Origin of the sequence: Paeniglutamicibacter sp., assembly GCF_046714615.1 — a bacterium.
Taxonomy (GTDB): domain Bacteria; phylum Actinomycetota; class Actinomycetes; order Actinomycetales; family Micrococcaceae; genus Paeniglutamicibacter.
The window spans coordinates 1-3977 of the sequence record NZ_JBKKAP010000108.1 but is presented as its reverse complement, the minus strand read 5'-3'; the positions used below and the strand labels follow the sequence as shown (position 1 = coordinate 3977).

The 3977-nt window shown below is 60.2% G+C and carries 6 protein-coding genes; all 6 read left to right on the top strand.

Translation table 11 applies throughout. The features are described from left to right. On the top strand, positions 1-257 hold a 257-nt coding region (locus ACLQ7E_RS13430), incomplete at its 5' end, for a RidA family protein (RefSeq protein ID WP_411733079.1). Beyond that, positions 254-358, top strand: coding sequence for a DUF1697 domain-containing protein (locus tag ACLQ7E_RS13425; protein ID WP_411733078.1), 105 nt, complete (start codon positions 254-256; stop codon positions 356-358). The genes ACLQ7E_RS13430 and ACLQ7E_RS13425, both read left to right, overlap by 4 nt. Positions 359-891: 533 nt before the next feature. Further along, the gene (locus ACLQ7E_RS13420; RefSeq protein ID WP_411733077.1) at positions 892-1986 is read left to right on the top strand and encodes a DUF4240 domain-containing protein; all 1095 of its coding nucleotides are present in this window, start codon (positions 892-894) and stop codon (positions 1984-1986) included. 141 nt (positions 1987-2127) lie between these two features. Further along, on the top strand, positions 2128-2544 hold the full coding sequence (locus ACLQ7E_RS13415; protein WP_411733076.1) for a DUF4259 domain-containing protein: 417 nt from the start codon (positions 2128-2130) through the stop codon (positions 2542-2544). A gap of 138 nt (positions 2545-2682) precedes the next feature. Continuing rightward, entirely contained in the window at positions 2683-2919 is a 237-nt protein-coding gene (locus ACLQ7E_RS13410; RefSeq protein ID WP_411733075.1) for a hypothetical protein, read from the top strand. Between the two features lie 138 nt (positions 2920-3057). Then, positions 3058-3657, top strand: coding sequence for a class I SAM-dependent methyltransferase (locus ACLQ7E_RS13405; protein WP_411733074.1), 600 nt, complete (start codon positions 3058-3060; stop codon positions 3655-3657). The last annotated feature ends 320 nt before the right edge of the window (positions 3658-3977 follow it).

Below are 3977 nucleotides of genomic sequence, written 5' to 3'. Positions count from 1 at the left end.
GCGACATTGCTGCACAGGCCACTCGCGCCCTAGAGAACGTCAAAACTGCGCTGGCCGCCGCCGGCGCGACTATCGAAGACGTTGTGCAGTGGACGGTGCTGTTCCTTGATGGGGTTGACGTTGCAGCGGCATACAACGCCATCGGGTCTGAGCTTGCTTCGGACGAGCCCGCCTTGGTGACGGGGGCTCGAATCGCTGGGCTGGGTGTTCCGGGAGCATTAGTCGAGATCGGTGCAGTCGCCGCCATCGTTCGATGATGGCCAAATACGTTGTTTTGCTGCGTGGGATAAACGTGGGCAACAAGAACCTGATCAATATGCAGGCCTCACCGATTGCTTCCAGCGACGCAGGTGTGTGATTCGCAGCGATAAGTGGCGGTGTTTTTGCAGCGCTAATTGTCACCCGTGGTGCCCATTAGCCGATCCTCCATCGGACAGCATGAACTGTCCCGGTCTGGTTCCCCTACGAACGTCTGAACTTCGACGCGTCGATTCTTCCATACCCCGATTCGGGGTCAGCCCTGCCCGCCTGGCGGAACGGTTCAAGACATCCCTGCGGGAGACCCCCGTGAATGATCCATGCAGGTCTTTGCGTCCGTTGCACCCCACAACTGGTGCGCCATATCCAATTGCCCGGTAGCCTTGCGAGCATGAACAGAGGGGCGAGATGAAGGCCAACGAGCTGCGGAAATACCAGCATCCCTACCACCCGGGAGAATTCGAATACGGCGAACCGGGAACACTTGACCTCAGCAGCCTGGGGGAACTCGGTCCCCTGACTTATGTGGTCATCCCTCGGGCGGAAGTCACACGCCTTCCCGAAGGGTATGACTGGGGATCGGTCACTGTCCTTCATGTCCGTTGGCATCCGTGCTGGGCTCCTGTCTTGCGCATGCCTCAGATCAACAACGTGTTCCTGGTTGGTGCCACCCAAGGGGCGATGGACCAGCTGGACCGCGCTATTGCTGACGCCAAGGGCAGCGGAATACTCCAGCTGCACAAGCCACGCTTCCCCGCAACGTGCCCATGGTTTCCCGCGGGGTTCGCCTGCAAACGCGTGCACATTGCGGCCACTGCCGAGGTGGACTTTTCCGGGGCGGGGGAATTCACCGGCATCGGACACCTGGCCTTGGAGAACGTCGGAACGGTGAGGGGGATCGCTCATCTATCCCGCCAGGGCACACTTGACCTCGTGTCCCTGGAAGACGTCCACATGCTGGATCCCGAACAATTTTGGGAGATCAAGGCCAACCGGATCATCGTCGGGGGCATGGACCGCCGAAAGTCCCGGTGGTTCTACGACGCTTGGCCCGACCGTCCACAGGACTGGGCAACCCGGGTGCGGCTGACCGGCGCCCTAGCCGATGACCTGCACCCGGAAATGAGCTGGGCAAACCCGTTTGAGGGCTACTACGAGGGACCGGACGAAAAGGAGGATGTCCTTCCACGCGAAGAAATCACCGACGCGCGGTTTTGGCAGGTCATCGAACGCGCCCAAGCGGCGTCCAAGGGGTCCATCGATTCATTCCTGGACTCGCTCTCCGATGAACTCCTCAAGTCCTCCATCCCGGACATCGTTGCCTTTGACCAAATGTTCGCCGTAAAGGCCCTTGCCCTCTACACCTGGGACCTGCACGGCGTCGCCCATCTCATGCTGGGCGGGTGCAGCGATGACGAATTCACAGGTATCCGTTCCTGGGTGGTGGCCCAGGGCCAGGAGTACTACCGGGCGTGCCTGAAAGATGCCACCACGTTGGCCGATGGGCGGTTTGCCGCCATTGGCGACCGGGAACTGGTCGAATCGATCCGTTCCATTCCCGACCAGGTGTATGGAGAGATGGCGTCTTCTCCCTCAATCATCGAAGACTACCCAGACCAATTGTCGGACTGGATGATCGGCCAAACCCCTGCAGGGGTCCCCTGGGATGCACGCGATCTCGAAGCCCTGCACGACCGATTCCCGACGATCAGTCCTCTCAAGCGCTAGGAACTGCGCCCGAGTACCCGGGAATTTCCCCGTGGCAAGGGCTTCCAGCCCGCAGAAACCGATGTGCTTTGCGGTGCGGGCGTGACAGAATCCGAATGGGGCCGCTTCCGGGCGGCCGACATCAACTAAGGAGCATTGCGCATGGGTGCATGGGACGTATCGGTCTTCGGCAACGACGACGCCGCTGATTTCCTGTTTGAGTTTGACGACGCCCCCACTTTGGCGGAGGTTGTCCCGACCCTTGAGGACGCTTTGGACACTGCGCTTGAAGCGACACCGGAGCTTGATGCCATGGATGGTGCCGTGGGGATGGCGGCTGCTGCGCTCGTGGTCTCGTGGGATGAACCGACAATGCTGGGAAGCGAGGAGGGCGAGTCCCTGGCCCCTTGGCCACGCACCCCCGAACCCCTGCCCCCGCACCTCGCAACGAAGGCGGCGCAGGTGCTGGACCGGCTGCACCAGGCAGATGGAAACGAGCTGGCCGAACTCTGGGAGGAAGCCGGAAGGACAACCGACTACCAAGCCGAACTCACGCGCTGGCGCTCCCGCTTGCCGTAGCCACGGCAAGACAGGCAGAGGCTCACGACCACGGGAACCCACCTCAAGCCGGCCATCCCGGTGAAGGTTCCCGTTGCGGGGCCGGCTTGCGGGCATCAACGTCGGGCAAGTGTCCGTGGTCTGGGTGAGAATGTTGCTATGAATCAAGAACAGTTCGATGGTATGCGCGTAGTCGATGCGCAGACTGGTGCCCTTCGCTACCGAGTCCGGGGCTCGCGAATAGTGAACGCACAAACGGGCCAGCTCGCCTTCCGCATCCGCATGAACGAGCGAGTGGTCGACCCGATGACCGGCCAGCTCGTGTTTCGCATCCGTGACGGTGCACGCCTAATCGACTCCAACAACGGGGCCCTCCGGTTCCGCTTGCGCGGCTGAGAAGCTAAGGCAAATGACCACTGCCATAGGGCCGCCCCAGCTTATCGACGGCACCGTCCGGTGAAGGTTCCCCTACCGGGCTGCTGAAAACCGGCATGTCGGGATTGAATATTGTTTGCTCGTTACTACAGTCGTGGCATGACTGACATTCTCGTTCAACAGGCCTATTCGGGGAGATCTGCTGAGTACACCTCCGCACTCGGAGCGATCGACCAGATGCATGCGCTGGATCACCATTGCATTGGACGCTGGGCAGAGCTGATTGGCGGTCGCGTGCTCGACGCGGGATGTGGGCCGGGGCATTGGACAGATTTCCTGCACATGCGGGGCGTTGACGTCTCAGGCATTGACCTGGTTGCCGAGTTCGTAGACGGGGCGCGTCGCCGCTTTCCCGACGTTACATTCGAAGTTTCCTCACTCCGCCATATCGACGCAGCTGATGGAAGCTTGAAAGGGGTGCTCGCCTGGTACTCCCTGATCCATGTGCCGCCAACGGAACTGCCCGTGATCCTTTCCGAGCTTTCCCGCGTCCTTGCACCACAAGGGCATTTACTGATTGGTTTCTTTGAGGGTGATTCCGCAGAACCCTTTGATCATGCGATCACCACTGCTTACTACTGGTCGGTAGAACAGATGACCTCACTGCTCCACAATGCGGGGTTCGAGGTGTTTGACGTCGAAACGCGCCAAGATTCAGGAAGCCGGCCCCACGCAGCAATTTCCGCGATTGCCCGGTGAAGGTTCCCCTTGCGGACGCGAAATCGCAGTACAAGCTCTTCTGACGTTTTGCGCAGACAACATCTGGAAATTGCAGCCGATCCCCGACCGCGACACCCGACCTTGAAAAATCGGAAAGTTGAAAAGGTTGAAAATTCGAGGATTTAGGCAATCCTTCGATTCGCGCATACCCCGCCCGCAATAAAGCCCCGCCTTATTCCGAATTCGGAATAACACCGGTTATGCCGATGTCGTGGTTATTCCGATAGCGGGGGCTGGATGACTGCCACTGCTGGGGTGTGGCGGGCGAAGTTCGGCATAACTGGCTGGCCTATAGGGCT

Coding starts and splice junctions, on each gene's coding strand:
- ACLQ7E_RS13425 (WP_411733078.1), top strand. CDS start 254: ATGATGGCCAAATACGTTGTTTTGCTGCGTGGGATAAACGTGGGCAAC.
- ACLQ7E_RS13420 (WP_411733077.1), top strand. CDS start 892: ATGCCTCAGATCAACAACGTGTTCCTGGTTGGTGCCACCCAAGGGGCG.
- ACLQ7E_RS13415 (WP_411733076.1), top strand. CDS start 2,128: ATGGGTGCATGGGACGTATCGGTCTTCGGCAACGACGACGCCGCTGAT.
- ACLQ7E_RS13410 (WP_411733075.1), top strand. CDS start 2,683: ATGAATCAAGAACAGTTCGATGGTATGCGCGTAGTCGATGCGCAGACT.
- ACLQ7E_RS13405 (WP_411733074.1), top strand. CDS start 3,058: ATGACTGACATTCTCGTTCAACAGGCCTATTCGGGGAGATCTGCTGAG.